Source organism: Streptomyces sp. NPDC088350, from assembly GCF_044753545.1.
Classification (GTDB): domain Bacteria; phylum Actinomycetota; class Actinomycetes; order Streptomycetales; family Streptomycetaceae; genus Streptomyces.
The window spans coordinates 35,944-59,610 of record NZ_JBIVNL010000013.1 but is presented as its reverse complement, the minus strand read 5'-3'; the positions used below and the strand labels follow the sequence as shown (position 1 = coordinate 59,610).

Annotated in this window: 28 protein-coding genes; 14 read left to right on the top strand and 14 right to left on the bottom strand. The window is 69.8% G+C overall.

Annotation, left to right across the window (positions count from 1 at the left end):
* Positions 1–79: 79 nt before the first annotated feature.
* The 3 genes from ACIQBL_RS37815 to ACIQBL_RS37805 are packed head-to-tail and all read right to left on the bottom strand — an operon-like array spanning position 80 to position 2,415.
* Positions 80–1,189: a hypothetical protein gene (locus ACIQBL_RS37815; RefSeq protein WP_401950570.1), complete on the bottom strand. Its 1,110-nt coding sequence runs from the start codon at positions 1,187–1,189 to the stop codon at positions 80–82.
* An 8-nt stretch (positions 1,190–1,197) separates the two neighbouring features.
* Positions 1,198–1,452, bottom strand: a complete 255-nt coding sequence (locus tag ACIQBL_RS37810; protein ID WP_401950567.1) for a MoaD/ThiS family protein — start codon at positions 1,450–1,452, stop codon at positions 1,198–1,200.
* Between the two features lie 48 nt (positions 1,453–1,500).
* Entirely contained in the window at positions 1,501–2,415 is a 915-nt protein-coding gene (locus tag ACIQBL_RS37805; protein WP_401950565.1) for an alpha/beta hydrolase, read from the bottom strand.
* 193 nt (positions 2,416–2,608) lie between these two features.
* Here ACIQBL_RS37805 and ACIQBL_RS37800 point away from each other — a divergent pair, with 193 nt between their 5' ends.
* The 6 genes from ACIQBL_RS37800 to ACIQBL_RS37775 all read left to right on the top strand — a co-directional run bounded on the left by ACIQBL_RS37800 (position 2,609) and on the right by ACIQBL_RS37775 (position 8,668).
* On the top strand, positions 2,609–3,409 hold the full coding sequence (locus tag ACIQBL_RS37800) for a winged-helix domain-containing protein (protein ID WP_401950562.1): 801 nt from the start codon (positions 2,609–2,611) through the stop codon (positions 3,407–3,409).
* 107 nt (positions 3,410–3,516) lie between these two features.
* Positions 3,517–4,542 (top strand): LacI family DNA-binding transcriptional regulator, encoded by a 1,026-nt coding sequence (locus ACIQBL_RS37795; protein WP_401950560.1) that lies wholly within the window; start codon positions 3,517–3,519, stop codon positions 4,540–4,542.
* 169 nt (positions 4,543–4,711) lie between these two features.
* Positions 4,712–6,043, top strand: coding sequence for a S1C family serine protease (locus tag ACIQBL_RS37790; RefSeq protein ID WP_401950557.1), 1,332 nt, complete (start codon positions 4,712–4,714; stop codon positions 6,041–6,043).
* Between the two features lie 34 nt (positions 6,044–6,077).
* On the top strand, positions 6,078–6,284 hold the full coding sequence (locus ACIQBL_RS37785) for a hypothetical protein (RefSeq protein WP_401950554.1): 207 nt from the start codon (positions 6,078–6,080) through the stop codon (positions 6,282–6,284).
* A gap of 183 nt (positions 6,285–6,467) precedes the next feature.
* On the top strand, positions 6,468–7,205 hold the full coding sequence (locus ACIQBL_RS37780; RefSeq protein WP_200686993.1) for a response regulator transcription factor: 738 nt from the start codon (positions 6,468–6,470) through the stop codon (positions 7,203–7,205).
* Positions 7,202–8,668: a sensor histidine kinase gene (locus ACIQBL_RS37775; protein ID WP_401950551.1), complete on the top strand. Its 1,467-nt coding sequence runs from the start codon at positions 7,202–7,204 to the stop codon at positions 8,666–8,668. Before ACIQBL_RS37780 ends, ACIQBL_RS37775 begins: the two co-directional genes overlap by 4 nt.
* A 133-nt stretch (positions 8,669–8,801) precedes the next feature.
* On the opposite strand, the gene ACIQBL_RS37770 is transcribed toward ACIQBL_RS37775, so the two are convergent.
* A complete protein-coding gene (locus ACIQBL_RS37770) occupies positions 8,802–9,200 on the bottom strand; it encodes a hypothetical protein (protein WP_401950548.1) in 399 nt (132 codons plus the stop codon).
* A complete protein-coding gene (locus tag ACIQBL_RS37765) occupies positions 9,197–9,484 on the bottom strand; it encodes a hypothetical protein (protein ID WP_401950545.1) in 288 nt (95 codons plus the stop codon). The genes ACIQBL_RS37770 and ACIQBL_RS37765 overlap by 4 nt, the downstream gene beginning before the upstream one ends.
* Positions 9,485–9,590: 106 nt before the next feature.
* Between ACIQBL_RS37765 and ACIQBL_RS37760 the strand changes: the two genes are divergently transcribed.
* Positions 9,591–10,151 carry a GNAT family N-acetyltransferase gene (locus tag ACIQBL_RS37760; protein ID WP_401950542.1) on the top strand — a complete coding sequence of 187 codons (561 nt, stop codon included), beginning with the start codon at positions 9,591–9,593 and terminating at the stop codon, positions 10,149–10,151.
* A 26-nt stretch (positions 10,152–10,177) separates the two neighbouring features.
* Here ACIQBL_RS37760 and ACIQBL_RS37755 read toward each other — a convergent pair whose 3' ends face one another.
* From ACIQBL_RS37755 to ACIQBL_RS37740, 4 genes are all read right to left on the bottom strand, one after another.
* The gene (locus tag ACIQBL_RS37755) at positions 10,178–10,537 is read right to left on the bottom strand and encodes a hypothetical protein (protein WP_401950539.1); all 360 of its coding nucleotides are present in this window, start codon (positions 10,535–10,537) and stop codon (positions 10,178–10,180) included.
* A complete protein-coding gene (locus ACIQBL_RS37750) occupies positions 10,534–10,884 on the bottom strand; it encodes a hypothetical protein (RefSeq protein ID WP_401950537.1) in 351 nt (116 codons plus the stop codon). Before ACIQBL_RS37750 ends, ACIQBL_RS37755 begins: the two co-directional genes overlap by 4 nt.
* A gap of 148 nt (positions 10,885–11,032) precedes the next feature.
* Positions 11,033–11,254, bottom strand: coding sequence for a DUF397 domain-containing protein (locus ACIQBL_RS37745; protein ID WP_401950534.1), 222 nt, complete (start codon positions 11,252–11,254; stop codon positions 11,033–11,035).
* Entirely contained in the window at positions 11,251–12,075 is an 825-nt protein-coding gene (locus ACIQBL_RS37740; RefSeq protein ID WP_401950531.1) for a helix-turn-helix domain-containing protein, read from the bottom strand. The genes ACIQBL_RS37745 and ACIQBL_RS37740 overlap by 4 nt, the downstream gene beginning before the upstream one ends.
* Before the next feature lie 137 nt (positions 12,076–12,212).
* On the opposite strand from ACIQBL_RS37740, the gene ACIQBL_RS37735 reads away from it, so the two are divergent.
* From ACIQBL_RS37735 to ACIQBL_RS37710, 6 genes are all read left to right on the top strand, one after another.
* Entirely contained in the window at positions 12,213–12,401 is a 189-nt protein-coding gene (locus ACIQBL_RS37735) for a hypothetical protein (protein ID WP_401950528.1), read from the top strand.
* Entirely contained in the window at positions 12,398–12,709 is a 312-nt protein-coding gene (locus tag ACIQBL_RS37730; RefSeq protein ID WP_401950525.1) for a hypothetical protein, read from the top strand. The genes ACIQBL_RS37735 and ACIQBL_RS37730 overlap by 4 nt, the downstream gene beginning before the upstream one ends.
* Positions 12,710–12,807: 98 nt before the next feature.
* Positions 12,808–13,134: a DUF6247 family protein gene (locus tag ACIQBL_RS37725; protein ID WP_401950523.1), complete on the top strand. Its 327-nt coding sequence runs from the start codon at positions 12,808–12,810 to the stop codon at positions 13,132–13,134.
* Positions 13,131–13,370 carry a hypothetical protein gene (locus tag ACIQBL_RS37720; protein WP_401950520.1) on the top strand — a complete coding sequence of 80 codons (240 nt, stop codon included), beginning with the start codon at positions 13,131–13,133 and terminating at the stop codon, positions 13,368–13,370. The genes ACIQBL_RS37725 and ACIQBL_RS37720 overlap by 4 nt, the downstream gene beginning before the upstream one ends.
* A gap of 69 nt (positions 13,371–13,439) precedes the next feature.
* Positions 13,440–14,150: a PH domain-containing protein gene (locus ACIQBL_RS37715; protein WP_401950518.1), complete on the top strand. Its 711-nt coding sequence runs from the start codon at positions 13,440–13,442 to the stop codon at positions 14,148–14,150.
* 44 nt (positions 14,151–14,194) lie between these two features.
* Entirely contained in the window at positions 14,195–14,926 is a 732-nt protein-coding gene (locus tag ACIQBL_RS37710) for a response regulator transcription factor (RefSeq protein WP_401950516.1), read from the top strand.
* Positions 14,927–14,929: 3 nt separating this feature from the next.
* Here the strand turns inward: ACIQBL_RS37710 and ACIQBL_RS37705 are convergent, their stop codons facing one another.
* On the bottom strand, positions 14,930–16,777 hold the full coding sequence (locus tag ACIQBL_RS37705) for an ABC transporter ATP-binding protein (protein WP_401950513.1): 1,848 nt from the start codon (positions 16,775–16,777) through the stop codon (positions 14,930–14,932).
* A gap of 858 nt (positions 16,778–17,635) precedes the next feature.
* Complete coding sequence (locus tag ACIQBL_RS37700) at positions 17,636–19,453, bottom strand: bifunctional metallophosphatase/5'-nucleotidase (RefSeq protein WP_401950510.1); 1,818 nt, start codon at positions 19,451–19,453, stop codon at positions 17,636–17,638.
* 145 nt (positions 19,454–19,598) lie between these two features.
* Here ACIQBL_RS37700 and mshD point away from each other — a divergent pair, with 145 nt between their 5' ends.
* Positions 19,599–20,528 (top strand): mycothiol synthase, encoded by a 930-nt coding sequence (gene mshD / locus ACIQBL_RS37695; protein ID WP_401950507.1) that lies wholly within the window; start codon positions 19,599–19,601, stop codon positions 20,526–20,528.
* A 75-nt stretch (positions 20,529–20,603) separates the two neighbouring features.
* On the opposite strand, the gene ACIQBL_RS37690 is transcribed toward mshD, so the two are convergent.
* From ACIQBL_RS37690 to ACIQBL_RS37680, 3 genes are read right to left on the bottom strand one after another with little or no spacing between them, the layout of a single operon-like run.
* Positions 20,604–21,287: an ABC transporter gene (locus tag ACIQBL_RS37690; RefSeq protein ID WP_401950504.1), complete on the bottom strand. Its 684-nt coding sequence runs from the start codon at positions 21,285–21,287 to the stop codon at positions 20,604–20,606.
* Positions 21,278–22,798 carry an ABC transporter permease gene (locus ACIQBL_RS37685; RefSeq protein ID WP_401950501.1) on the bottom strand — a complete coding sequence of 507 codons (1,521 nt, stop codon included), beginning with the start codon at positions 22,796–22,798 and terminating at the stop codon, positions 21,278–21,280. The genes ACIQBL_RS37690 and ACIQBL_RS37685 overlap by 10 nt, the downstream gene beginning before the upstream one ends.
* Positions 22,795–23,655, bottom strand: coding sequence for an ABC transporter ATP-binding protein (locus ACIQBL_RS37680; RefSeq protein ID WP_401950498.1), 861 nt, complete (start codon positions 23,653–23,655; stop codon positions 22,795–22,797). Before ACIQBL_RS37680 ends, ACIQBL_RS37685 begins: the two co-directional genes overlap by 4 nt.
* Positions 23,656–23,667 lie beyond the last annotated feature (12 nt).

The window sequence follows — 23,667 nt, the reverse complement described above, 5'->3', positions numbered from 1 at the left end:
ACGCGAGCGTAGTCCCGCGAGATGCGTGCAGGGGGAAATTGTCGATCACCTGTGACAGGGCCACGAGCGACTCCCGCTCCTACGCCAGCGCCCGTCCCAGCACGTACACCACCGGGGCCGCCGCCGCGAGCGGGAGGGCCACACCGGCCGTGAAGTGGACGAAGCGGGACGGGTAGTCGTAGCTCGCCACGCGGTGGCCGATGAGGGCGCAGACCGCCGCGCCCGCGCCGAGCAGCGCGCCCTTCGCGCCCATGCCGGTCATCCCGCCGGCCGCGATGCCCGCGCCGGCGGCGGCGAGCAGCGAGACGACGACCGACGCCACGGTCGGCAGCGGGAGCGCGCGGGCCAGGATCGCGACCGCGACTGCGGCGGCGCCGACGGTGACCGCGTCCGGGTCGGCCGCGAGATGGCCGGTCGCCACGATGGCCAGCGCCGCCGAGGCGACCGTCGCCATCAGGCTCGTGATCCGGGTGTCCGGGTCGGCGTGCGAGCGCAGCTGCGTGACGAGGGAGAGCAGGACCCAGACGCCCAGGGTGCCGAGGATCGCGGCGGGGCCGTTCTCCCGGCCGGCCGCGAGCAGCGCCACGTCCGCGACGAGCGCGCCCGCGAAGGCCAGCGCGATGCCCTGCCGGGCGGGCCACATCCCGTTCAGCCGGAACCAGCCCGCGGCCGTCACCGCCTGCAGCACGACCAGCGGCACGACGAGGGCGTACGACCCGACCTGCGCGGTGACGGCGAGCAGCAGCGCCAGTACGGCGGTGAGGCCGGCCGGCTGCATCCCGGGTTCGATGATCGGCGAACGGCCCTCCAGCCGGGCCCGCTGGGCGTCGGTGATACGGGCGTTGCCGGCGAGGGAGGGGGGGCCGTAGCCCTCTTCCGCAGAGGGAGCGGCGGGGGGCGCGGTCAACGGAACCTGCGCGTAGGGGTCGTAACCCGGCGTCGGCGCCTGGTAGTTCTGCGGCGGGAAGTACGCCAGGTCGGACGCGGCGGGTCTCGACCGCTGGACCTGGGTGTCCCAGGTCTGGCCCTGCCACTGCTGGGTGTACTGCTGCGCGGCCTGCGGGTCGTCGTACGCCTGCTGCTGATGACCGGGCCACGCCTGCGGTTGCGGTTCCTGTGCCTGCTGCGGCTGCTGCTGGGCGTAGGGGGTGTAACCCTCGCCGTAGCCCTCGTACGGTTGGTCGCTCATCGCTTCGCTCATCCTCCTGCGAACGGCGGGAGCACCTCGACCGTGCCGCCCTCGGCCAGCCGTACCGTCTCATGTCCACGCGTGCCCACGGGGTCACCGTCGACGAGGAAGGAGCATCGCAGCAGTACGCGGGCGAGTTCCCCGGGGTGTCGCGCGCGCACCGCGGTGAGGGCCTCGGCGAGGGTGGCCGCGTCGTACGGCTCCTCGGCGATCCCGGCCGCGGCCTTCGCGGCGGCCCAGTAGCGCACCGTCACCTTTGGCATCCGCTTCCTCGATCGATCGGTTTCTGGTCGGTTTTTGCAAACGTCAGGCTAGCTCTCCTGTGCACTGCCCCAGCGCCCGATGCGGGCCAGCAGGTCGTCGGCGGAGGCGTGCTCGGCGTGGCCCATGCCCGGCTCCAGCCAGAGTTCGGCGTGGTCACCGGCGGCTTCGGCCAGCATGCGGGGGTGGTCGACGGGGAAGTAGCCGTCGCGGTCGCCGTGGACTATGAGGAGGGGCGTGGGCGCGATGCACGGGACCACCTCGACCGGGGAGAGCGGGACCGGGTCCCAACCGCCGCGCTCGATACGGGTGTTGAGGCCGTAGCGGCCGACGAGCCGGCCCTCGGGGCGGGTCACCAGCCAGTGGACCTTCCGCATCGGGGCAGTGCCCCGGTAGTACCAGCGGGCCGGCGCGCTCACCGAAACCACCGCGTCCGTGTGCGCTTGCATGTGCGCTTCCGTGCGCCCCTCGCGCCCCGGACCATCGGAATCACCCGGTGAACCTTCGGAAGGACGCGGTCCGTACAGCGCCGCGTGCCGCAGCACCACCGAACCGCCCATCGAGAAGCCGACGGTGACCACGCGCGCGTGCCCCTGTGCGCGTGCCCAGGCCACCCCCGCCGCCAGATCGAGCACCTCGCGGTCGCCGACGGTGGACCGTCCGCCGGAGGCGCCGTGACCCCGGAAGGAGAAGGTGACCACGGCCCCGTACTGGGCGAACGCCTCGGCCACCCGGCGTACGTGCGGCTTGTCCACGTCGCCCGTGAAACCGTGCGCCACGACGAACACCGGATCACCGGAAGGTGACCGGGAGGCGTCGTATACGGCCGCCCCCGGTTCGTATACGGAATCGATCGTCACCCCGTCGTCGGTGTGCAGAAACGTCCGCAAAGGTGTACGTCTGATCGTCTCAGAGTTCGGACGAACGGTGGATCGTGCCACATGACCTGCCGTACCAGCGCTCATGTGGGCTATTCTGCTCGACAGAGGACTCGGGCAGCGAAGCCCCCGGGTCCTTTTGTGCTTCCGGGAGCGTTGTATACGAAGCGGTACACCACGGGAAACCACAGGTGGCCGCCGGTGATACAAGGCCCCCGGAGTCGCAAACGCTGTGCCGCACGACACACGTCCTCGCAGGGACCGAGGAGGAACCAGACTTATGAGTTCTCTGCTGCTCCTGACCAATGCCCTCCAGCCGTCGACGGAGGTGCTTCCGGCCCTCGGGCTGCTGCTGCACAACGTGCGCGTGGCACCGGCGGAAGGCCCCGCTCTCGTCGACACCCCCGGTGCCGACGTCATCCTGATCGACGGCCGCCGTGACCTGCCCCAGGTGCGCAGCCTGTGTCAGCTCCTCCGGTCCACCGGACCCGGATGCCCGCTCATCCTCGTCGTCACCGAGGGCGGCCTCGCCGCCGTCACCGCCGACTGGGGCATCGACGACGTGCTGCTCGACTCCGCCGGTCCGGCCGAGGTCGAGGCGCGACTGCGGCTGTCCATGGGCCGCCAGCAGATCGTCAACGACGACTCCCCCATGGAGATCCGCAACGGCGATCTCTCCGTGGACGAGGCGACGTACTCCGCGAAGCTCAAGGGCCGGGTCCTCGACCTGACCTTCAAGGAGTTCGAGCTCCTCAAGTACCTCGCGCAGCACCCGGGCCGCGTCTTCACGCGCGCGCAGCTGCTGCAGGAGGTCTGGGGCTACGACTACTTCGGCGGTACGCGGACGGTCGACGTCCACGTACGACGGCTGCGCGCGAAGCTCGGAGTCGAGCACGAGTCGCTGATCGGGACCGTCCGGAACGTCGGTTATCGATTCGTTACCCCGGAGAAGGGCGACCGGGGCGGCGAGGACGCCAAGCTGAAGGCAAGCGCTGCCATCGCCGGCGCAAAGCCGGAGGATGCGGACGAGACGGCCGACTCGGCCGCCCTGGACGCCGCCGAGATCCCGGCCGAGGCGTAACCCGCGTCCGGGCAGGGCATCGCTTCCGCACGGGGAAGCGGCGCGGAAGCTCAGAGAAGCTTCGAAACGCCCTGCCCAGAGCGGGTCCATCCGCGTAGACTCCGCGCGTGGCCAAGGTGACTCGGGATGATGTGGCGCGGCTGGCAGGGACGTCGACTGCCGTCGTCAGCTATGTCATCAACAACGGACCCCGGCCGGTTGCCCCGGCCACGCGCGAGCGTGTCCTCGCCGCGATCAAGGAACTGGGGTACCGACCCGACCGGGTGGCCCAGGCCATGGCGTCGCGGCGTACGGACCTCATAGGCCTGATCGTGCCGGACGCGCGCCAGCCCTTCTTCGGGGAGATGGCGCACGCGGTGGAACAGGCCGCGTCCGAGCGCGGGAAAATGGTGCTGGTCGGGAACTCCGACTACGTGGGCGAGCGCGAGGTCCACTACCTGCGCGCGTTCCTCGGGATGCGCGTCTCCGGCCTGATCCTCGTCAGCCACGCCCTGAACGACAACGCGGCGGCCGAGATCGAGGCCTGGGACGCCCGGGTCGTCCTCCTCCACGAACGCCCCGAGGCGATCGACGACGTAGCCGTCGTCACCGACGACCTCGGCGGCGCCCAGCTCGCCGTCCGCCATCTCCTGGAGCACGGCTACGAGTACGTCGCCTGTATGGGCGGTACGGCGGACACACCGGCCGTCGGCGACCCGGTCTCCGACCACGTCGAGGGCTGGCGGCGCGCGATGACCGAGGCCGGCCTGCCGACCGAGGGCCGGCTCTTCGAAGCGCCGTACAACCGCTACGACGCCTACCAGGTCGCCCTCGGGATCCTCTCCGGGCCCCGGCGTCCGCCCGCGATCTTCTGCTCCACCGACGACCAGGCGATCGGCCTGCTGCGGGCCGCGCGCGAGCTGCGCATCGACGTGCCGCGCGAGCTGGGGGTCATCGGCTTCGACGACATCAAGGAAGCGGCCCTCGCGGACCCGAAGCTGACAACGATCGCATCGGACCGCCCGGCGATGGCCCGCGCGGCCGTCGACCTCGTCCTCGACGACGGTCTGCGGGTGGCGGGCTCGCGCCGCGAGCGCCTGAAGGTGTTCCCGTCGCGGCTGGTGATACGGCAGTCCTGCGGCTGCGAGGGCTGACCCCACCGCCGCCCACCACCGCCCACTCCCGTCCCCGAGGTCACGGGGACGGGCCGGAATCCCCGGATTTCCGGGGGCCGGGCGTCTTTATATCGGGCATACGAGGTTCTGTCGGGCTTCTCAGCGGGCACTCAGGTACCTCTCATGATCCCGCGACAGTCTCTTTTCCATGACCGAGAGCTTCCGCCGCAGCGGCGAGTACGAGACCCCCCAGGGCGAGCAGCCGCAGGCGTACCCCCAGCAGCAGCACGCCTCTTCCCCCGTGAACCCGGAGTGGCCGCCGCCGCCGGCCTACCAGCCGCAGCAGCCGCAGCAGGCGCAGCCGGTGCAGCCGGTGCAGCCCGCCCAGCCGGTACAGCAGGCGCAGCCGGTGCAGCAGCCGGTCACCGTCGAGCCGGGTACGACGGTGTGGCCGGGCCAGGCGCCCGCCCCCTCGCCGTCCCCGCAGGCCGCCTTCGGCGCCGACGGCGGAGCGTACGGCGGCGGTGACGGCGGAGCATACGGCGGCGGCCACGGCGGTGACGGCGGAGCCTTCGGCAGCGGCAGCGGCCACGGCGGTGGTGGCGGTGGCGACACGGCTCTCCTCACCCACGTCCAGGGCGAGGCGCCCAGGCCGAAGAAGCGGACCCGGGGACCGATCGCGCTGCTCGCCGCCGTGGCGATCGTCGCCGCGGCCGTCGGCGGCGGTACCGCGTACGCCTTCCAGCAGCTGACCGGCAAGGACACCGTCGCCAGCTCCAGCACCACCACGGCGGTCGTGCCGTCCAGCAAGACGGGCGACGTCGCCAGCATCGCCGCGGCGGTCAGCCCGAGCGTGGTCGAGGTCAACGCCACCCTGAGCAACGGCTCGTCGACCGGCGCCGGCGTGATCATCACCAGCGGCGGCGAGATCGTCACCAACAACCACGTCATCGCGGGCGCCTCCTCCATCAAGGTCAAGACGAGCGACGGCAAGTCGTACACGGCGAAGGTCGTCGGCACCGACAGCAAGAAGGACCTCGCGCTCCTCAAGCTGGAGAACGCCTCCGGCCTCAAGCCCGCCACCCTCGGCAACTCCGCCGGCGTCAAGGTCGGCGACACGGTCGTCGCGATCGGCTCCCCCGAAGGCCTGACCGGCACAGTCACCAGCGGCATCATCTCGGCCCTGTCCCGTGACGTGACCGTCTCGACCGACGAGAGCCAGAGCCAGGGTTCGGGCGGCAGCGACGGCCAGTGGCCGTTCCAGTTCGGCGGCCAGCAGTTCAACGGCGACACCGGTACGTCCACCACGACGTACAAGGCGCTCCAGACGGACGCGTCCCTCAACCCGGGCAACTCCGGCGGCGCGCTGATCGACGCGAGCGGCAACATCATCGGCATCAACTCCGCGATGTACTCCGCGAGTTCGTCCTCCTCGTCCTCGTCGTCCGACGCCGGCAGCGTCGGCCTCGGCTTCGCCATCCCGATCAACACCGTCAAGGCGGACCTGGCTTCGCTGCGGGCCGGCGGTTCCGACAACTAGGCACTTCGCCACCCGAACCAGTAGGGAGTACGTCATGATCAAGCAGGTTTCGCACACGGTGGCCGACACCGGAGCGGCCGGTCTCGGCCTGGCCCTCGGGGTGGCGTACGAACTGCACGCGCCGGCCGCGCGGGCGCCGGAAGTGGCGCCGGCCCCGGAGCTGATGGGGCTGCGCACCGGCACCGCCCGCCCGCACCACCGCAAGGTGCCGCTGGGCCGGCTCCAGACGATGCGGGGCTGATCCCGGCGAGGTGGCGGGGCCGGTCCGGTGAGACAGCCAAGCCCCGTCCAGTGAGACGGCGAGGCTGATCTCACCTTTTGTCCCCTCCCCTCCTCTTTACTCGCCGGCCGGGAAACATGGCAGGCTGATTGCGACCGGCCGATCGTTGTCTCCCCGTCCCACCGCACCCGAGGAATCCAGCCCATGAGCCCCGCCGAAGGCGACCGTGACACCCAGCGCATCCTGATCGTCGACGACGAGCCGGCGGTACGCGAAGCACTCCAGCGCAGCCTCGCCTTCGAGGGTTACGACACCGAGGTCGCCGTCGACGGCGCGGACGCGTTGGAGAAGGCGACCGCGTACCAGCCCGACCTGGTCGTCCTCGACATCCAGATGCCGCGCATGGACGGCCTGACGGCGGCCCGTCGGATGCGGGGCGCCGGCACGACGACGCCGATCCTGATGCTCACGGCCCGCGACACGGTCGGCGACCGGGTCACCGGGCTCGACGCGGGCGCCGACGACTACCTCGTCAAGCCCTTCGAACTCGACGAACTCTTCGCCCGGGTACGGGCGTTGCTGCGGCGCAGCTCCTACGCGGCGGCGGCTGCGGCAGGTGCCGCGCCCGAGGACGACTCCTTGACCTTCGCCGACCTCCGCATGGACCTCGCGACGCGCGAGGTGACGCGGAACGGCCGCCAAGTCGAGCTGACCCGCACGGAGTTCACTCTGCTGGAGATGTTCCTGGCGCACCCCCGCCAGGTCCTCACCCGCGAGCAGATCCTCAAGGCAGTGTGGGGCTTCGACTTCGAGCCGTCGTCCAACTCCCTTGATGTGTACGTGATGTACCTGCGCCGGAAGACGGAGGCGGGGGGCGAGCCTCGGCTTGTGCACACGGTTCGTGGTGTGGGGTATGTGTTGCGGCAGGGTGGGGCGGAGTGAAGAAGGTCCTCCACCGGTTCCTGCACCGGTTCCGGACACTGCCGATCCGGTCGCGGCTGGCGATGTTGGTGGCGGCGGCGGTGGCGTTCGCGGTGGCGGCGGTTTCGGTTACGTGTTGGTTCATTGTGCAGGGGAAGTTGTACGAGCAGGTCGACAGCGACCTGAAGAAGGCCATCGGCATGCGGGGGCCAGAGAACGGCAACATCGACGCGGTGGTCCTCAACTGCACCCAGACCCCGCAGAACAACAGCAACGACTTCCGGAACACCTACTCCCAGGTGGTCAAGGCCGACGGAACCGTCTGTCTCTTTCCCAGTTCAGTGGGCGTGGTCAAAGTGACCAAGGCCGACAAGGACGTGATCAAGAACGCGAGCACCGGCGAGGGGATCTACCGCAACGGCACCGACGCGGACGGCAATGACGTACGGGTGATGACACTGCCTCTCCAGGCCCAACAGCCCGGCGTGCCCGATGCCGCCCTCGTCGTGGCCGTACCTCTCAAGGGCACCGAGAACACTCTCAACGACCTTGCTCTGATCCTCCTCCTCGTCTCCGGCATCGGGGTAATCGGCGCAGGAGCTGCCGGTCTCGCGGTCGCCCGTGCTGGTCTCCGCCCGATCGACAAGCTCACCGAAGCCGTCGAACACGTAGCCCGCACCGAGGACTTGGCCATCCGCATCCCGGTCGAGGAGGACAGTGACGACGAGGTGGCCCGCCTCTCCCGCTCCTTCAACTCGATGACGACCTCGCTCGCCAACTCCCGCGAGCTGCAACAGCAACTCATCGCCGACGCCGGCCACGAACTCCGCACCCCCCTCACCTCCCTCCGCACGAACGTCGAACTCCTCACCCGCAGCGAGGAGACCGGCCGCCCGATCCCCCCGGCGGACCGCAAGGCACTGCTCGCCTCGGTGAAGGCGCAGATGACCGAACTGGCTTCCCTGATCGGCGACTTGCAGGAACTGTCCCGTTCGGAGGGCCAGCGCGGCGAACGCGTCCAGGTGGTCTCGCTCCAGGACACCGTGGAAGCGGCCCTGCGCCGAGCCCGCCTGCGCGGCCCGGAGTTGACGATCACGGCGGACGTACAACCCTGGTACGTCCAGTCGGAGCCCTCCGCGCTGGAACGCGCTGTGGTCAACATCCTCGACAACGCGGTGAAGTTCAGCCCCGAGGGCGGCACGATCGAGGTCCAGCTCACGCGCGGTGTCCTCACGGTCCGCGACCACGGCCCCGGCATCCCGGCCGAGGAACTCCCGCACGTCTTCGACCGCTTCTGGCGTTCACCGTCGGCGCGCGCCCTCCCCGGCTCCGGCCTGGGCCTGTCGATCGTGGCCCGCACGGTCCAACAGGCGGGCGGAGAAGTCACCTTGGCGCACGCACGGGGTGGGGGGACGGTGGCTACGGTACGGATTCCGGGGGCGCCTACGGCTCCGCCGCCTGAAGGTTCCGCCCCCAGTAGGTGAGTTGAAAAAATGTGACACTTCGATGGCAAGTGTCACACTTCGCGGGGGAAGGGTCGGCCTGTCTCGGCATCCGGCTCCGTACCCGGGCAGACGGGTGTGGGCGACGAGGCCGACCGATCTGACGCATTCGGCCTCAGTGGAAGCCGAGCATTCCGGGGGAGTCGATGTCGACAGTGACCACACCCGGCGGGTAAGCCTCTTCCCGGGTCGTCAGGAGAATCGACATGCCCGTGAACTCTGCTCGCGGCAGGGCACAGTACAGCGCGTGGCAGGTGTCCGGGCCGCCGTACCCGTCGCGGATCATAGTGCCGACGGTGACTGAGGAGACCGTGGTCAAGTCGTCGACGACCACCGAGGAGAACGCGAGCACACGGTCCCCTGCGCCCGCGTCCTCGGACTCCGCCTGCATGAGGCACAGCGCCGGAATCCGAAGCAGATCGCCCGGAGTGTGGGCCATGTTCGCGGCGAGCAGGTTCAACGTCTTGTGCCCGTCCGCGAGAGCCCGGGTGGCACCGGTGTCGAGAATGATCACGCAGCCGCGCCTCGGGCCCTACGGACCTTCTCGGCAGCGATCTTGTAGATGTTGCCGAGAATGTCAGGCGCCGCGTCGAACTCCTCGTCGCGGATGTCCAGGCCGATCACCTCGCGGACGACCTGCCGGTCGGCGGCAATCCTCTCCGCGACCTGCTCCGCCGTCGGCTGCGCGGCGGCCAGCTGCTCGACGAACTGCCCCAAGGTCATCCCGTGCTCCTTGGCCACCTGGGCGAGATGGTCTCGGGCCTTCCGGGACACCTGAATGGTCGTGTTCTCTGCCATGGCTATACCGTAGCCCCGCCATGGCTTGCCTGAGTCCTCCTTTCCCCTTCTTCACCCGAACGGGTCCGATCATGGCTGTCTCGGGGCCTGCGACAGTTTGCCCGCCATGACCGGACTCGGAGTCGGATTCGAACCTGTGGCCTGGCCACCCGCCCCGATCAGGACCGAACGGCTCGTGCTCCGTGAATCCGAGGCCCGGGACCGCGCGGCGTTCATCGAGCTGTTCGCCTCACCGGAGGTGGGCACCTACGTCGGTGGCGCTCGGCCGCGTGACGAACTGGAGCGCACAGCGCCCGAGGTGCCGGGGCGGCGCCCCGGGTTCTTCGTGGCCGAACTCGACGGGTCGATGATCGGCATCGTCGAGCTGAACCGGCGAGACGCGGAGCGCCGGAGCCAAGTCCGTCCGGACGCCGGAGAGGCCGAACCGGGCTATCTCTTCCTGCCGGAGGCATGGGGACACGGATACGCCGCCGAAGCGTGCGCGGCGGCACTCGACTGGTTCACCGACGCGCTTCCCGGCGAGCCGGTGGTACTCAGCACCCAGACCGCAAACACCCGCTCGATGCGGCTCGCGGTGAAGCTCGGGTTCACCGAGGTGCAACGGTACGAGGAGTGGGGCGCCGAGCAGTGGATGGGCGTACGGTCCCCGGTCACACCGTCCGGTTGAGCCGGGAAGTCCGTATCGCCGAGAACTTACGGCTCCGCCGGAGGCGGAACAACAGGCTCAGGTTCTTGCCAGAAGACCTGTTCGACCACGATCTGGGGGTCTTCGGTTCGGCGGACGAAGGTGTATTTCAGCCAGCCGTTCCCACGGTCGAAGAAGCAGAGGTGGCGGCCCTTCGGTTCGGTGGACCGGCCCGGCATGACGCTCATGCCCTCGGGTAACCCGGCGTCGGCATTGACGCCACGGAAGTACGGATCCTTCGCGGTGACCAGTTCGGCTCGCGCCGCGAGGACGATCTCACGAGCGTGGTCGGGCAGTTCCTCGAAGGTGGCGAGGGCATCGGTTCGCCAGTCCGCCTGCCAAGGCGGTCCCATGAACCCATCGGTCACTCGCCGGGCTCCAGGTCTCGGACCCGGTAGTGAATCTTCGCCGCCTCTTCGAGGAGGGCCTTGGCCTCGGCGATGTCGGTGCACTCGTACGCGGCTCGGTGTTCGAGGTCGCGGACGTGCGCGTCCAGCCTGGGATCACGGGCGAGGGCGTACTCACCCCACCAGCGGGCCATGAACGCGGGCACGGGACCTACGTCGTACGCGTCGGCGATCGCCCACTTCCAGTGGGCGTCGAAGTCCGGGAGGAGTTCGGGAGTGTGCTGCGCGATGGCCCTGCGCAGCGCCTTCGGCGACCGCTCGGGCATCGGCGGGACGGACGGCTCGGGTTCAGCAGCGTGAGCAGTCATGGCCGGTGCCCTCCTTCGACGCGTCGTGTCTACGACCATAACCGGCTCGTCCGTTCCCTCTCAGTGGTTGGTCTCCCGGCCGTCCATTCGACCGGAAGATCAACGATGAGGGAGGCGCAACGGCGGATGTCAGGCCATTCGACCCGCGTCACCCGAACGTGTGCACAGCCGCGCCGGCTTTGACCCCGTCCACGAACACGGCCCAGGACACGGCCGCGAGGATCAACGGGCGGGCAGTGGGGGTCTTGCTGTCGCGGACGGGGACGATGCCGGTGTAGCCGTCGGCGACCTCGACGCAGTTGTTGTCTCCCCCGTCGCTGTAGCTCGATTTGCGCCAGGCGGCTGTGCTGAGGTCAGGGGTGGACTTCATGATCTGTGTTCCTCCAGTACGTCCCTGATGAACGCGAGCGAGTCCGACGGGGACAGCGCAAGATCCCTGAGCCGATCGTAGGACAGTCGGTGTCGCAGAACCTCGTCCGGTTCGTCGATCAGTTCGCCCCGGCTGTTGCCCTCCGTGTAGGCAACGGCGCTTCCGTCCTGCTGCCACAACAGGGTCACGGTGCCGTTCATGTGGTGGTGGACCCCGGCGGCGAACGGCAGGACCTGAAGCGCCACGTTGGGCCACATCGCAACAGCCTCAAGGCGCAGCAACTGGTCGGCCCAGGTCTTCCCACTCGCGGCAGGGCGCCGGAACGCGAACTCGTCCATGATGATGCGCACGTTGGGATCCGGCTCCTGCTGCAACAGGTACTGCCGGCCGAGCCGTACCGCCACCTGTTCCTCGACCAGTTCCGCGCGACCAGGTGTTGTCTGGGCGCCAGACAACACCTCACGAGCGAAATCCTCGGTCTGCACAAGTCCGGGTACACCCAGCGCGAACTTCCACATGACCCGCGCTGTCGCCTCCAGCCCCATGAACCGCTTGTACTGGTCCTTGAACGCGTCGAGCCGGGCCACCTTCCAGTGACTGACCAGCAGCTCACCGGCCTCGTAATACACGTCCAGGTCTTCCATGACCGTCACCTTGGACAGCCGTTCCCCCGACTCCAGGCGGCTCAGATAGCTCTTGTCGTAGCCGGTGTCCTCGGCCAGCTGCCCGAGCGACTTCCCCGCCTTCTCGCGCAGATACCGGAGCGTCCGCCCCAGCACCGCCCGCCCCGACTCACCCTCCGCGTCAACCTGTTCGGTCACGTCACCCCTCCCCGTTGCCTGGGCCCGCAGACAACGCCGACCCTCTTCCGCAGCGTACGCCGCACCAGTGACGATCGAGGCACGAAAGGTAATCACCGCTCGTCAGGACGTGGACAAGGACAGAGGAGCGCGCCGACATGAGTGAACGCGTCGTAGGAATCTGGGAGTTACTGCTGATGGCACTCGTGCACGCCTTGCTCCCCTCCCAGCGCCGCGCCCGCCGCAAACGGCGACTCCAACGGCAACGACGACGCGCCCTCTGGTTCGCCGTGCACGGCATCGACGTCGGGCCCCGCCGTATCCACGGAGTGGTGGTGCGGGCATGACTACCCCCAACAACACATACGGCGAACGGCAGTTGCGGCTGCTGCCCTGGAACAACCCCGACGGCAGGCCCTGTTACCTCAGCACCGACCACGACGGCAGCCGCCTCTCCCTCCTCGCCGACGACATCGAAGCGGCCCAACTCGACTCCGGGGAGCAGGTACTCGTAGGAGCCAAGGCAGTGCTCGCCGATCCCAAGGCCGGCGAGCGAGCCGTGCGTTTCGCGCTCACCAGGGCGTCCGAGTCGCTGGAGGACGTGATCCGCGTCGCGATCAGCCGAGGCGGACGTATCCCGGGAAGCGAACTGTGACACCGCACCGGTCTCGTCTTCCAGCACTCGCCCCTCACCACGCTCTACCGTGGACCTCCGGTCGCCCTGTCGCCCCCGCCGGAGAAGAGAAACCGATCATGGCTCACGAGGTGGATCCCCGCTCCTGCGAGAGAGCCCCAGAGGCAATCCGCGCGGCCCTGCAACGACGTCCCGACTGGCTTCAGGCCTTCGAACAGGACTGGCTGAGCGCGGCGGCGCAGTTCGATCAGCCGGCGCTCGACGCCGTGACCGACAAGTGGTTCCCCTTCGCGTGTGCCTGCTCGACACCGGGCTACTTGGACGAGGTGGAGCAGACGGTCAAGCGGATGACCGAGGGGGACACCGAGGGCATGGTCTTCCGCGACGCGGACGGGAACGCCTACGACGCCGACAACCGCCCCATCGACGCCGGCAGGCACGGGTGAGCGCATACGCGATCCGGTACGTCGACCGCGCCGCTCAGCGCAAGGCCACCATGGCCGCCCCACAGCGCGCGTCGCTGGAGGAGCTTGAGAAACGGCTCAGCCTGAACCCCTACGGGTCACCCGCGACCAGCAACCGGGACAACAGTTGGTCGGCCGCGTTCAAAGGCGGATTCATCACCTACGTCGTGTCCAACCGGCACGTCGTGATCAACGTCGTCAATCTGGTCGCCCTCTGAACACCCGCCCCTGAACGAGGACAGTTTCCCGCCCTACGGTCGTCCCCAACACAGGCTCTGGGGAGGCAAATGGACGGGGACAGGAACCGGATCGAGCGGGAGTACCGCCGGTGGAGAAGGATGTCCCGGGGGCGGCTCGCCTTCACGTGGATCGTCGGGGGGAACTGCGTGCTTCAGATGACGCGGCCCGACAGCATTCCGGTCCGGTACAAACTGCTCGTGCTGGCGCTCGTCGCCGCGCTGGCCGTCTGGGGTGTGCTCGCCACGCTGCGCGGGCTCACCTCCGTCGGTGCCGACGGCGTCACCGTCCGCGGTGCCTTCCGCGTGCGCAGACGGGCCTGGCACGACATCTACGATCTGCGCGTCGAGGAACGTCCGAAGCAGGCCCGCGCGGACGCCCGGTGGTGGACCTGGCTCTACGACAACGACGGCCGCAGGCTGCTCCTCCCCAACGTCGACGACTGGCAACTCCCCGATCTCCGGGCCGAGATCGACGATCTGCGGACCGTCGCCGCCGCACACCGGGGCATGGCCTGGGAGCCGCGGCCCGAGGTCGAGGCGCGGATCAGGCTGCGCGCAGGGCGTCGCAAAGCCCAGGAGCGGGCGAGCACCGGAGCTGTCCTCGCCTTCTTCGCCGGCCTCATGTACCTCTTGTGGGAGGTGATCGTCGGCGACGAACCCCACCCCTTCCTCCTGCTCCTCTGCGTTCCCCTCGTCGCCTACGCCCTTCTCCTCCCGTTCCTCCGCCGGCTCGCGTCCCGAGCCCCAGCCCACACATAGCCCTCTGCCAGCCCCGCCACAGCCACCGGTCACACCGTGTTCGAATGGCGCTGGCGCGGAAGATCCTGCTGGCCGACGACGACGCGGACGTACGCGAAGGGCTCGGCCGGGTGCTCAGATTCGAGGGGTACGAGACCGTCCTCGCGAGAGACGGACGTACCGCCCTCGATCTCCTCGGCGTGCCGGACGACGGCGCCGCGCCCGACCTCGTGCTGATGGACGTCTCCATGCCCGAGTTGGACGGGCTCGCCGCCACCCGCCGTATCCGCGCCTCCGGGTCCACCGTGCCGATCCTGATGCTCACCGGGCGGACCGCCGTCGGCGACCGTATCGTCGCCCTCGACAACGGCGCCGACGACTACCTCAGCAAACCGTTCGCGGTGGACGAACTGCTGGCGCGGGTACGGGCGTTGCTGCGGAGGAGTGGGCGGCGGGCGGGCGATGAGCCGCTGCCCGCCCCCGAGTTCGAGCAGCTCGCGTTCCACGATCTCGTCATGGATCCGCGCAGCCGTACCGTCACCCGCGGCGGCCGGCCGCTCGAACTCACCCGGACCGAGTTCCTGTTGCTGGAGTACCTGCTCCACCATCCGGGCACCGTGCTCACCCGGTCCCGGCTCCACCGGCACGTCTGGGGCTTCGACTTCGAGCCCGCGTCCAACACCCTCGACGTCTACGTCATGTATCTGCGCCGGAAACTGGAGAGCCGCGGCGAACCGCGGCTCATCCACACCGTGCGGGGGCTCGGGTACACCCTCCGGGCAACTCCCGCCAGGTGACGGCTACTTGAGCGGCAGCCTCAGGATCATCGTCTCGTCGGGTGCCGGTGACGGAACCTGGCGCAGGATCATCGTGTCCTCCGCACGGTGCCGTCCCGTGCCCGTTCCCGTGATCGCCATCTCCGGCAGCGGGCCCGCAAGTCGCGCGTACGCGCCGCCCCTTGACACCAACTCCGCGTGCGTTCCCGTCTCCACCAGGCGTCCGCCCTCCACGACCAGGATGCGGTCCGCGTCGGGGGCGAGGCTCAGGTCGTGGGTGATCATGATGGTCGTACGGCCGGACATCAGGCGGCGGAGGGGCTGGATCACCTGGCGGGCCGCCACCGAGTCGAGGCCGGCCGTGGGTTCGTCCAGGACCAGGACCGGCGCCTCGCGGAGCATCGCCCGTGCGATCGCGATCCGTTGGAGCTGGCCGCCGGAGAGCGCCGCCGTGCCGGGGGCGATCTCGGTGTCGTAGGACTCGGGCAGTGCGGTGATGAAGTCGTGCGCCGCCGCTGCCCTCGCCGCCCGCTCGATCTCCTCGTCCGTCGCGCCCGGCCGGCCGCACTCGATGTTCTCGCGGATCGTGCCGTTGAGGATCAGGGTCTGCTGGGGGAGCAACGCCACGTTCTCGCGCAGGAATTCGAGGGGTACGTCACGGAGGGGGACGCCGTCCAGGCAGATCACGCCGCCCGAGGGGTCGTAGAAGCGCGTGAGGAGTTTGGAGAGTGTGGACTTGCCTGCTCCGCTCTCGCCCGTGACGATGATCAGTTCTCCGGGGCCCGCCCTGAACGTGACGTCGTTCACCGAGTCGCGGCTCGCGCCCGGGTAGCGGAAAGTCACACCGTGGAAGCTGACCCAGCCGTGGACGGGCCAGGCCTGGACGGGTTCGGCGGGGTCGCCGACGGAGGGGGTGGCGTCCAGGATCTCGTTGATGCGGGCCGCGCCGGCCGTGGCGGCGGTGAGGGTGAGGCCGAGTTGGCCGAGGTTGCGGACCGGGGGGTAGAGGTAGCCGATGAAGGCGGCGAAGGCGAGGAGCGCGCCGAGGGTCATGCGGTCGGCGGAGATCTCCCAGACGCCGAGGCCGATGACCGCCAGTACGCAGAGGGTCTCGACCACCTCTACGAACTGCTCGTACATCTCGCTGAGGCGGGCGCCTCGCACCGATGCCTTCATCCATGCGCGGGCCTCGGTGTCGAGGCGCTTCTCCTCGTCGCTGCGGCGGTTGTACGCCTGGGTCAGCACTACGTTGCCGAGGGACTCCGACACCACCGACGTGATCGCGCCGTCCGCGACCCGCTCGTCCTGCGAGGCCTGCTTGATGCGGCCCGAGAAGCGGCGGGCCGCCAACAGGAACAGCGGTGCCAGGACGAACGTGGCCAGGGCCAGGTCCCAGCGGAGGTACAGGGCCGCGCAGGCGTAGAAGACGGCCGAGAAGGCCGCGGAGATCGTGCCGACCACGCCGGACACGACCATCTGCTCGATGGCCTCGACGTCTCCCGTGAGACGTTCGACCAGGTCGCCCTGGCGGTGCTTCTGGAAGAAGTGGGGCGGGAGGTCCTGGACATGGCGGAAGACGTTCGCGCGCAGGCGCAGGACGAAGCGTTCGGCGGTCCAGGTGGCCAGGGAGTTGCCGAAGTAGCCGACGAGCGCGCCGAGTACGGCGACGCCGAGCCAGGCGGCGGCCGGGCCCCAGAACGCGGACAGCGAACCGGCCTTGAGGGCGTTGTCGGTGAGGTCCGCGAAGAGCAGGATCGCGGCGGTCTCGGCGAGCGCCGACACGATGACGCAGGTGATGATCACCGCGAGCCACTTGCGGTCACCGCGGGTCAGCGGCCAGAAACGGCGGAAGGCCTCACGGGCTTCCCTCATGGTCAACAACTCCCTTCGGACTACGGAATGCGGCCTGGACGTGGCCGAGGCGGGGCCGCCGGTGCGAGCGAACTCGCTAACCGGCGGCCCCGCCTCACTGGGTACTGGCTCAGCCCTTGTGCCCGACGGGGCGCTTGGGGGCGGGCTTCTTCGGCGCGGGCTTCTTGGGCGCCGGGGCCGGCTTGCGGTGCTTCTTGACGGGGACGATCTTGTGGAAGCTCATGGTGGGTTCCCTCCCTGGGAGTTCGGCGCTGTGGCCTGGTGCGGGGTGCCGCGGGTCTTCTGCGGCGCGCGGGGCGGCTTACTTGTGACCGACCGGGCGGCGCCTCGGAGCCGGAGCAGGCTTCTTGGCGGGCTTCTTCTTCGGGGCCGGAGTCGGCTTGGGGGCCTTCTTCACCGGGGCGATCTTGTGGAAGCTCATGTCGTTGTCCCTCTCTGCTGCGGTTCTGCAACAGTTCCTCTACCGATCTGCTGCAATTGCCTTTGAATTACTTCTGTAAATCCCCTGTCAGCCCTTGTGGGCGACCGGGCGACGCTTCGGAGCGGGCTTCTTCGGGGCCTTCTTGGGGGCCGGGGCGGGCTTGTGGTGCTTCTTGACGGGGACGATCTTGTGGAAGCTCATCGTGCTCTCCTTTGTCTTCTGTTGCCTCTGCCGTTTGCGCTGTTCGCTTTCGACATGGAAAACACTACTGGACTTCCGGCGCAGAAAAAGACTTTTCCGCTGAGACCTTCCTGAGCGATTGCTATGGATGATTCTTATGGAATTCGCGGAACTGAAGCCGCCCTTACACAGAATTTAGAACGGCAAACGGAAGGGGCCCGGTGCCGACCGGCACCGGGCCCCTCGTCAAAGATCGGTTACTGCACGATGTTGATCCGGTTCGCCGCCGGAGGCACGAGCGGGCTCGCCGCCGACGAGTGTGCCGTCAGGTAGTCCGCCAGCGCGGTCAGGTCGTCCGTGCCGACCAGGTCGCCGGTGCCCTGCCCCAGGGTCGGGAAGCCGTCACCGCCGCCCGCGAGGAAGCTGTTCGTCGCGACGCGGTAGGTGGCGGCCGGGTCGATGGCGGAACCGTTGAGCTTGATCGAGTCCGTGACCACCCGGTCCGCGCCCGTCTTCGTCAGGTCCAGCGTGTACGTCAGCCCGGACGACACCTGGAGCACCTTCGGCGCCGCCGCGTTCGTGCCGCTCACCTGTTCCTTGAGCACCTGGATCACCTGCGCGCCGGTGAAGTCCTGGAGGTTCACCGTGTTGGCGAACGGCTGCACGGTGAAGCCCTCGGCGTACGTCACCACGCCGTCGCCCTCACTCCCCTTGGCCGCGTAGGTGAGCCCGGCCCGCACCCCGCCCGGGTTCATCAGCGCGAGGTCGGTCTCCGGGTCCAGCTCCTTGCCGTAGGCGAGCTGGGCGTCGGCGATGAGGTCGCCCATCGGGGACTCGGTGCCGGTGTTGCCGATGTCGGCGGAGATGTAGCCGATCGCGCGGTTGCCGATGGGCGCCGCGAGGGTGTTCCACTTGCTGATCAGGGAGGTCATGTCGGCGGCCTTGGGCACGGTCCGGGTGACCACGTGGTTCGCCGACTTGACCGACGTACGGGCGATGTCGCCGGTGAAGCGGTCGTACGTCAGCGTGGTGTCCGTGTAGAGGCGGCCGAAGGACGCGGCCGAAGTGACCATACGGGGCTTGCCACTTGGGTCGTCGATCGTGCAGACGTACGCGTTGTGGGTGTGTCCGGTGACGAGGGCGTCCACCGCCGGGGTGACGTTCTTCGCGATGTCGACGATCGGGCCGGAGATGCCGGAGCCGCCGCCGGACGCGTCACAGTCGTAGTTGTACGAGGAAGAGGCCGGGAAGCCGCCCTCGTGGATCAGCGCGACGATCGACTGCACGCCCTGCTTCTGGAGCTCCTTGGCGTACTTGTTGATCGTCTCGACCTCGTCCTTGAACTGGAGGCCCTTGACGCCGTCGGCGGAGACGACGCCGGGGGTGCCCTCCAGTGTGACGCCGATGAAGCCGACCTTGACGCCGTTCTTCTTCCACACCCAGTACGGCTTGAGGATCGGCTTCTTCGTCTTCTCGTCGAGGACGTTGGCCGCGAGGTAGGGGAAGTCGGCACCCTTGAACTTCTTGTCCGTGTAGCAGCCGTCGGTGGGGTGACAGCCGCCGTTCTGGAGGCGGGCCAACTCCTTGGCGCCCTCGTCGAACTCGTGGTTGCCGACCGAAGTGACGTCCAGGTCGAGCTTGTTGAGGGCCTCGATGGTCGGTTCGTCGTGGAACAGGCCCGAGATCAGCGGGGAGGCGCCGACCATGTCGCCGCCGGCCGCGGTGATCGAGTACGGGTTGCCCTTACGGGCGTCGCGGAGATGCGTCGCGAGGTACTCGACGCCGCCCGCGTCGATCGTCTTCGTCGTGCCGTCCGCCTGGAGTTCGCTGACCCGGCCGGAGGAACCGGACGGCGGCTCCAGGTTGCCGTGCAGGTCGTTGAAGGAGAGGAGTTGGACGTCCTGGTAGCGGCTGGGCTTGGAGCTGTGCCCGTGACCGCCGCCGGTCGGGTTGCCGTGCGCGTCGGCGGGCAGCGCGGCGGCCAGCGCACCGGCCGTGGCCAGGCTCGCGGCGGCGGCGAGCAGGCCTGCGGTACGGCGTCCGCGCGGGCGGTACGGCTGGGAAGTGGCTGGCATGAGCCCCCCTGTGTGTCGGCTGAGAAGTCACCACGTTCCGGCGCAGCCTAGGGTCAACGCGCGTAGCGTGACAGGGGGTTCTTGGTTACATCCTGGTTTCTTCTTTGCCGCCACTTTGCTGGGGGATCGGCTTACCCTCATACCCATGACCAGCGACGACACCGAACGGCCCGCTCCCGCCTCCCGATCCATCGAGACCTTTGCCGTGCTCTCCCCGGACCGGGCCGCGGCCGTCCTCGCGCTGATCGCCGAGGCGGCCGAGGCCGACGGGCAGCAGGCGGTGTCCGAGCAGGGGCGGCTGCGGATCCGCGGGGGCGAGCGGGCCGGGGTCTCGCATCTGCTGCTGACCCTGGGCGACGAACTCGTCGGCTACGGCCAGTTGGAGGACACCGATCCGGTGGAGGCGCCGGCCGCCGAACTCGTCGTACGTCCCGCGCACCGGGGGCACGGGCACGGGCGGGCGCTCGGTACGGCGCTGCTGGCCGCGTCCGGGAAGCGGCTGCGGGTGTGGGCGCACGGCGGGCACTCCGCCGCGCGCCATCTCGCCCAGGTGCTCGGGCTCGCCCTGTTCCGTGAACTCCGGCAGCTGCGGCGGCCGTTGACCGACCTGGAGCTGCCGGAGCCGGTTCTCTCCGAGGGGGTGACCGTACGGACCTTCGTGCCCGGGGAGGACGACGCGGCCTGGCTTGCCGTGAACGCCGCCGCCTTCGCCCACCACCCCGAGCAGGGCTCCCTCACCCAGCGCGACCTCGACGACCGGATCGCCGAGCCGTGGTTCGACCCCGAGGGCTTCTTCCTCGCCGAGCGCGCCGGCGAACTCGTCGGCTTCCACTGGACCAAGGTCCACGCGGAGGAACAGCTGGGCGAGGTCTACGTCGTGGGTGTGCTGCCGGGTGCGCAGGGGGGTGGGCTGGGCAAGGCCCTGACGACGATCGGCCTTCGGCATTTGGCGGGGCGGGGGTTGGCGACCGCGATGCTGTACGTCGATGCCGACAACAAGGCGGCGGTGTCCGTGTATGAGCGGCTGGGGTTCACCACGTACGAGACGGACCTGATGTACCGGTCGGAGTCGTAGGTTCGCCGCGCCTGTGCGGACGGACCTGGGGGCTGCGCCCCCAGACCCCCCATCGGCCCTGAAGGGGCCTCGTCCTCAAACGCCGGACGGGCTGATCTTCGCGGACCGCATCGAAAAGAACCCCCTGCGTCGTACCGGCTCCGGGCCGCACATCGCCCACACCACCGCCGCGCCCGTCAGGATGAGCGCCCAGTGCTGGTGTCCCGCCGCCCACCACTTCTCCTCCGCCGGGGTGGCGAACAGTCCCCAGTGCGCCGGGAACAGCAGGGCCGCCGCCATGGACGTGGCGAGCACGGTGATGGCCACGCGTTGGCCCGGTTCGGCCTCCTCCGTGAGGCGTACGGCGGTGGCCGACGCGGCGAGGGCGACGACCGCGGCGGCGGCTGCCTCCAGGGTGATGTCGCCGACCGGGGGCCGGACCTGCGCCGGGATCAGCAGGACGGCGGCCGTCCACCACAGGGCGGCGAGCGGGGCGACCAGTGCGGTGCGCAGGGCGGCGCGGACCACGCGGCGGGTCGGCACCGTGGCGGTGACGTGCCGGGCCGGGTCGTCCAGGAGGAAGGTCAGGCCCAGGGCGAAGCTGAGGGCGGCGCCGCGCAGCAGGAGCAGTGCCGTCCACGCGTCGGGGTCGTCCGCCAGCAGGCGCGGGAGCGCGGCCAGCAGCAGCCCCGCGGCGGCGCCCGCGCCGATCGCCCGCCGGGGCAGGGCGCGCAGCACCGGGCGCAGCAGCTGCCCCAACTGCCCTGTTGTCACTCGCACTTGTCCGCCCCCGTCGGTGCCTTGACGCCGAGCAGCTGGGCGACCTTCGCGGTGGTGACCTTGGGTGCGGTCAGCTCCGCCCAGTGCGCCTTCACCTTGGGGGCGACCGCGCTGCCGCCCGCCGTGAACAACTCCCGTACGACCGTGGTCTGTCCGGCCGTCATGGACATGGGGTTGGTCGGCGAGAGCACGATCGCGGAGCCGGTCACGCTGTCGTCCAGGCGGACCTTGCTCAGTTCGGACACCGGGTCGGACTGCCAGCTCAGCGCCATCCACATGATCGTGACCATGCGGCCGTCGCAGATCCCGCTGCTCGCCTTCTCGGACCCCATGACCAGCACGGAGGAGACGGCGGCGGCGAACTCCGGTACCCGCGGGCCGCCCCAGCCGGTGCCGACGGTGACCTGGTAGGGCACGGCGGACGGGTCGATCGCGCCGTCTCCGTCCAGGCCGTAGCGGGCGTCGACGCGCTGCCGTACGAGCAGCCGCTCCTGGGCCGCTGTGCCGCCGGCCAGGGACTGCACGCTGTCCGTGACCTTCGCCCAGGTGCCGGTGCGGGGCATCCACTCGGGGAACGCGCAGTACGTCGACCGGCCGCGCTGGGTGCAGGACTGGACCTTCTCCGGGGTGAGCGTGGCCACTTCGCGGGCGGCGACGGTCGCCGAGGGCACCTTGCCGGCCTGGCCGACGGCGCCCCATGTCCCGAGGCCGACGGCGACGACGAGGGCCGCCGCCACCGTCTTCGTACGGCCGCCGTTGACGAGCACGGCGGCGAGGGCCGCGGTCAGCGCGAGGCCGAGCAGGTACAGGGCGTGCCAGCCGGCCGGGCGGCCCAGCAGGTCGGAGGGGAGCGAGGTGCTGCTCGCCGCGCCGACGACCGGCACCAGCCAGCGCGTCGCGCTGTCGTCGGAGCCGGTCGACCCGAGGAAGAGCGTCGAGAAGAACAGCAGCACCAGGAGCATCGGTGCCGCGAACCCCGACCGCACCACCCGGGCCAGCAGCACCCCGGCCGTACCGGCCAGGAGTACCGTCAGCGGGCCGACGAGCAGCTCGCCCACCGAGCCGTTGCCCACCGAACCGGGGGCGACCACCGCCCAGGTGAACTGGACGGCCACGAACAGCGCGGCGAGTCCGGCCGCCGGTACGACGGACAGCGCGAACGCGACCGTACGGCGCCAGGGTTCGAGGACCAGCACCCCGAAGTGCCGGTCGGTGTCCTGCCGTTGGGAGCGCAGGACGGCCTGGTTGGCGCAGAGCAGCACGGCCAGGGCGGGCAGCAGCGGGCCGGTCTGGGTGGCGCGGTCGGCGTCCTGGAGGGCCGGGAAGGCGGTCCAGGCGTTGCGCATGGTCCAGCCGATCCAGGCGGCGTAGAGGGCGAACATGAACAACACCGGGAGGCGCAGCAGGAGTTTGCGTGCCTCGAAGCGGGCCAGTGCGAACACCGCGGCCCATGACCGCCGTTCGCCCTCGGTGCGTGCGGCCGGGGGTGCCTTCTCCAGTACGGCGCTCATGCCGTCACCTCCGCGACCATGCCGTCGAGCGCGATCAAGTAGCCGTCCTCCAGGGTCGGTTCGACGAGTTCCGCGCCGGCGGGCGGGTCGCCCACGTTGCGGAAGGCGCCCAGGCCGGTGCGCCAGCCCGCCATCGCGCCGGGGTCGCGTTCCGCGCCGCTCCAGACCCGGCCGGCGGCCCGTGCGGTGAGTTCGGCCGGGGTGCCCTCGAAGCGGACGGTGCCGCCGGCCATGACGACGACCCGGTTGCAGAGCATCGCGACGTCCTCGGTCTGGTGGGTGGAGAGGAGGACCGTCCGCCCCTCGCCCGCCCTCGCGATCAACTCCCGGAACCGCATGCGCTGTTCGGGGTCGAGCCCGACGGTCGGCTCGTCGAGGACGAGGAAACCCGGGTCGCCGACGAGGGCGGCGGCGAGCGCGACCCGCTGCCGCATCCCGCCGGACAGCTTCTTGATGCGCTTGCCGCGCACGTCGGAGAGGTCGACCTCCGCCAGTACGCGCCGCACCTCCTGGTGGCGGGCCGCGCGGTCGGTGAGTTCCTTGAGGATCGCGACGTAGTCGACGAACTCGAAGGCGGTGAAGTCCGGGTGGAAGCCGGGAGTCTGCGGCAGATAACCGAGCACCCGCCGCACCTCCTGCCGCCCACTGGTCGTGCCGGGGTCCTGCCCGAGCACGGAGAAGGTGCCCGAGTCGGCGGGCAGCGCGGTGGCGAGGACCTTCAACAGGGTGGTCTTTCCAGCCCCGTTGGGGCCGAGCAGCCCGGTGACGCCCGAGCCGAGCCGCAGCGACACGTCGTCGAGGGCCTGCGTCGAGCCGTAGCGCAGGCTGAGCCCGGCCGCGGAGACGGTGGTGGTCATGTACGTAACTCC